Origin of the sequence: Mesorhizobium sp. M7A.F.Ca.CA.004.12.1.1 (genome assembly GCF_003997835.1) — a bacterium.
Classification (GTDB): domain Bacteria; phylum Pseudomonadota; class Alphaproteobacteria; order Rhizobiales; family Rhizobiaceae; genus Mesorhizobium.
Window position 1 is genome coordinate 1 of sequence record NZ_RZRK01000547.1, and the last position, 4,174, is coordinate 4,174.

A 4,174-nucleotide genomic window follows, 5' to 3' on the forward strand; every position below is an offset into this window, starting at 1 on the left:
CGGCGGTCGAACTCGGAGCGGACCCGGCGCCCGCGGTCGAAACCGGCCGACAGGCATCGTCCCCCGATGTCGTCGTCGACGGACCCGTGCAATCCGCTGCCGATGCGCCGCGCTCCCGCGTTCTGCCCGTCGTTCCCGACATCATGCCGGAGGCCACGCTTCCCGATGCTCCGGCCATCGACATGTCGGTTCCGGCCTCGGCCGGCGCGACGACGGAAGTGGCGCCCGACCGCGATGAACGGCGCATAAGGGGACGTCGCCTGCCGCTGACCGCCATCTTCCTGACCGTGACACTGCTCGCCGCGGTTGGCATCGGCCTGTTCTTCGCCGTGCAGACCGGCGTGTTCAAGACATCCGCGCAACTCGACACCGCCCCGCCGCAGGCGCCGCCGACCGTCGAGGACGACGATTTCACACCGGCCGACGGCGGTCCGGCAAAACCCGGCGCCGCGGACCAGGCGCGCGACTGGATCAATGTGTTTTCGCCGGCCGATGCATCCCATGTCAGCGCGCCGTCTGACGCCAGGGCCGAGGTGATGAAGGACGATACCGGTTCGTTCCTGCGCATCCGTTCCGGCGCGTCCGGTTCGGCGATCAGTTTCGACGTCGGACAAGGCGTGCTGGAGAAGCTGGCCGGCAAACATGCCGTGTTCGACATCATTGCCCGCTCCGAAGAAGGCAAGGAGACGCAGATTTCGGTCGACTGCAATTTCGGCGAACTCGGCGACTGCGGCCGCAAGCGCTATGCGGTCGGCCAGCAGCAGAACGAATATCTGTTCGATGTGCAGTTTCCCGACAAGCGTCCGGGCTCGGCCGGCACCATTGCCATCAATTCAGACTTCGACAAGCAGGGTAAGGCCGCGGACATCTACGAAATCCGCGTTTCGATCGAGCCGTAAGAGCGCTGAACGGTCTAGCGGTCGAGCAGCGCCTGTAGCGTCTCGATGCGGTCGGCCTCGTTGGCCGGCTTGTCCCAGCGCAGCCGCGAAATGCGGGGAAAGCGCATGGCGACGCCGGATTTGTGCCGGGTCGAGCGGTTCAGCCCTTCGAAGGCGACTTCCAGCACAAGGCCGTTGTCGCGGTCAGCCCGCACCGAGCGCACCGGCCCGAAACGCTCGATCGTGTTGTCGCGGACATATTTGTCGATCTGCTTCAACTCCTCGTCGGTGAAGCCGAAATAGGCCTTGCCGACCGGCACCAGTTCCTCTTCCCCTTCGGCACCTGTCCAGACGCCGAACGTATAGTCGGAATAGAAGCTCGAGCGTTTGCCGTGGCCGCGCTGGGCATACATCAGCACCGCGTCCACCGTGTGCGGATCGCGTTTCCATTTGAACCATGGACCTTTCGGCCGGCCGGCGACATAGGCTGAGTCCCAGCGCTTCAGCATGACGCCTTCGATGATCGGATGCGGCGGCACCCGGCGTAGTTCCTCAAGCGTTTGCCAATCCGTGAAGTCGACGAATGGCGAAAGATCGAAACGGCTCGGGTCGAGCGTTCCGACAAACGCTTCCAGCCGACCGCGCCGCTCGCGAAACGACAGCGCGCGCAAATCCTCGTCGCCGAGCTGGAGCAGATCGTAGCAGCGCATGAAGGCCGGGTATTGCTGCTGCATCTTCGGTGTCACCGTCTTGCGATTCAGCCGTTGCTGCAGATCCGAGAAGGTTCCCGTCGCCTCCCGGGGATCGCCGACCAGCAATTCGCCGTCCAGCGTTGCGGAAAAATGCATGGCCTCGGCGAGGTCCGGAAAGGCACCGGAGACATCGTCGCCGGTGCGCGAATAGAGCCGGCGGATACCGCCCTCGGCCGTCGCCTGGACACGGATGCCGTCCCATTTCCATTCGGCGGCATAATCCGCGGGATCGAGCTTTTCGAGATCGCCGTCACCGACCGGGTTCGACAGCATCACCGGGCGAAACAATGCCAACGCCGTGCTTCGTGGTCTTTCGGCCTTGCCTTCCAGCCACGCGAACAGCGCTGTGTAAGGCGGTGACAGCCCGTGCCAGAGCTCCTCGATCTCGGCCACGTCGACCTTGCCGAAATCGGCCAGCGCCTGTTTGGCCAGCCGCGCCGACATGCCGATGCGCAAGCCGCCGGTGACCAGCTTGATGATGGCAAAGCGCGCCGAGATGCCCGCGCTGTCGAGCAGCCCGGCCAGCACCTTGGGCCCGTCGGAGCGGCTTGCCGCCTGCAGTTTGGCCACGACTTCGCCCAGCGTCGGCTCGCGGTTCGCGATGTTTCCGGGCGTTTGCGGCCAGACCAGCGACACCGTTTCGGCGAGATCGCCGACATAGTCGTAGGAATAGCCGAACAGCACCGGATCCATGCGTTCGGTGACCAGCATGCGCAGCATCGCCGGCTTGACCGCGGCGATGTGGAGATCGCCGGTGATGGCAGCCAGCGCCAGCCCGCGATCGGGATCCTCGACGCTGCGGAAATAGTCGGTCAGCAAGGTCAGCTTGCCGTTGCGCGACGGCGTCAGCACCAGGCGGTCGAGAAGCTCGGCGAAGCGGTTCATGGCTTCAATCGCCCTCGTCCTCGTAGCCGACCAGATGCAGCGGCCGGGCGGCGATGCCTTCGAGCTCGCACCAGCGCACCAGCGCTTCCTCGCGGCCATGCGTCACCCAGATCTCCTCGGCTCCGGTCTCCTTGATCGTGGCGGTCAACTCATCCCAGTCGGCATGATCGGAGATGATCAGCGGCAGCTCGACGCCGCCTTGCTTGGCGCGCTGGCGAATGCGCATCCAGCCCGACGCGAAGCACGAGATCGGATCGGGAAAACGCCGCGCCCAGCGGTCGGCGAAGGCCGATGGCGGGCCGACGACGATGGCGCCGGTAAAATCATCCTTGCCGCCGCTTTCGACGGTCGCCGGTTCGAGGGTGCCGAGATCGATGCCTTGGCTCTGGTAATATTCACTGAGTTTGGCCAGCGCGCCATGGATGTAGAGCGGCCTGTCGTAGCCGGCGTCGCGCAACAGCCGCATCACCCTTTGCGCCTTGCCCAGCGCATAGGCGCCGACCAGATGCGAGCGCTCAGGGAACTGCGCTGCCGATTTCAGCAGGCGGGCGATTTCTTCTGTGTCGGGCGGATGGCGAAACACCGGCAGGCCGAAGGTCGCTTCGGTGATGAACACATCGCACGGGATCGGCTCGAATGGCGCGCAGGTTGCGTCCCTCTGCCGCTTATAGTCGCCGGAAGCGACGATGCGCGTGCCCTGATGCTCGACGGATATCTGCGCCGAGCCCAGCACATGGCCGGCTGGATGGAAGCTGACGCTGATGCCATTGAGTGCAATCGTCTCGCCGAGTTGTGCCGCTTGCGTCGTGCCAGCGAAATTCTCACCGTAGCGCAGGCCCATAATGTCGAGCGTTTGCCGCGTCGCCAGCACCGAGCGGTGGCCGGAACGCGCATGGTCGGAATGGCCATGCGTGATCAATGCCCGGTCGACCGGCCGGACCGGGTCGATGAAGAAATCGCCCGGCGGGCAATAGAGGCCCTCGGGCCGGGGATGAAGCAGGTCGCTGGCGCGCATGATCCCCCAAGATAGGATATAATTCCGCGGCGGGAAGCCTGTTGTAAGTCACTGCTGACTCCCGCATAGAGCACCGCCGGCTCGATCCGCCGGCAGGACCCATCGCCATGAAACCGCTTCAGGCCTCGTCCGGCGACTTGAACGCCGATCGCCGTGCCGATTATGCCGAGATGCTGCACGCGGACGGGGACCATGCGGCGGCGGCGGAGTTGCTGCTCGGCGCCCTGGAAATGACACCGCAATGGGCGATGGGCTGGTTTCGCCTCGGCGAGATGCAGCAGGCGGCGGGCGCGGCGGAGCTGGCCGCGCAGGCCTGGACGATGTCGCTGCAACTCGATCCATCGGATCGTCAAGGCGCTGCACTGAACCTGCAATTGATCGGCAAGGCGCCGGCGCCCGACGCGCTCCCCAGCGCCTTCGTCGAGACCTTGTTCGACCACTATGCCGAGAGCTTCGATGAGTCCCTGGTCGGCAGGCTGGGTTACCGCCTGCCTGGGATGCTCGACCAGGCCATTCGAGCGGCAAGGCCGGGACGCTTCCCGCTCGCTCTGGATCTCGGCTGCGGCACCGGCCTGATGGGGCAGAGGCTGCGGCCGATCGCCGACCGGCTGGAGGGTTATGACATTTCGGCCAAAATGCTAAGA

General features: G+C 65.2%; 3 protein-coding genes and 1 pseudogene. 2 read left to right on the forward strand and 2 right to left on the reverse strand.

What is annotated here, in order from left to right:
• Positions 1-899, forward strand: an 899-nt coding sequence (locus EN984_RS24705) for a hypothetical protein (RefSeq protein WP_127384013.1), incomplete at its 5' end; no start/stop codon positions are given.
• Between the two features lie 14 nt (positions 900-913).
• Here EN984_RS24705 and EN984_RS24710 read toward each other — a convergent pair.
• Positions 914-2,515: a cisplatin damage response ATP-dependent DNA ligase gene (locus EN984_RS24710; protein ID WP_127271579.1), complete on the reverse strand. Its 1,602-nt coding sequence runs from the start codon at positions 2,513-2,515 to the stop codon at positions 914-916.
• 4 nt (positions 2,516-2,519) lie between these two features.
• Positions 2,520-3,530: a ligase-associated DNA damage response exonuclease gene (locus tag EN984_RS24715; RefSeq protein WP_127270756.1), complete on the reverse strand. Its 1,011-nt coding sequence runs from the start codon at positions 3,528-3,530 to the stop codon at positions 2,520-2,522.
• Between the two features lie 107 nt (positions 3,531-3,637).
• Between EN984_RS24715 and EN984_RS24720 the strand changes: the two are divergent.
• Positions 3,638-4,174, forward strand: a pseudogene (locus EN984_RS24720) (SAM-dependent methyltransferase); the annotation flags it as partial.

What these genes read in the sequence shown, in the direction of transcription:
- EN984_RS24710 (WP_127271579.1), bottom strand. Translation starts at nt 2,515, where the DNA reads ATGAACCGCTTCGCCGAGCTTCTCGACCGCCTGGTGCTGACGCCGTCG.
- EN984_RS24715 (WP_127270756.1), bottom strand. Translation starts at nt 3,530, where the DNA reads ATGCGCGCCAGCGACCTGCTTCATCCCCGGCCCGAGGGCCTCTATTGC.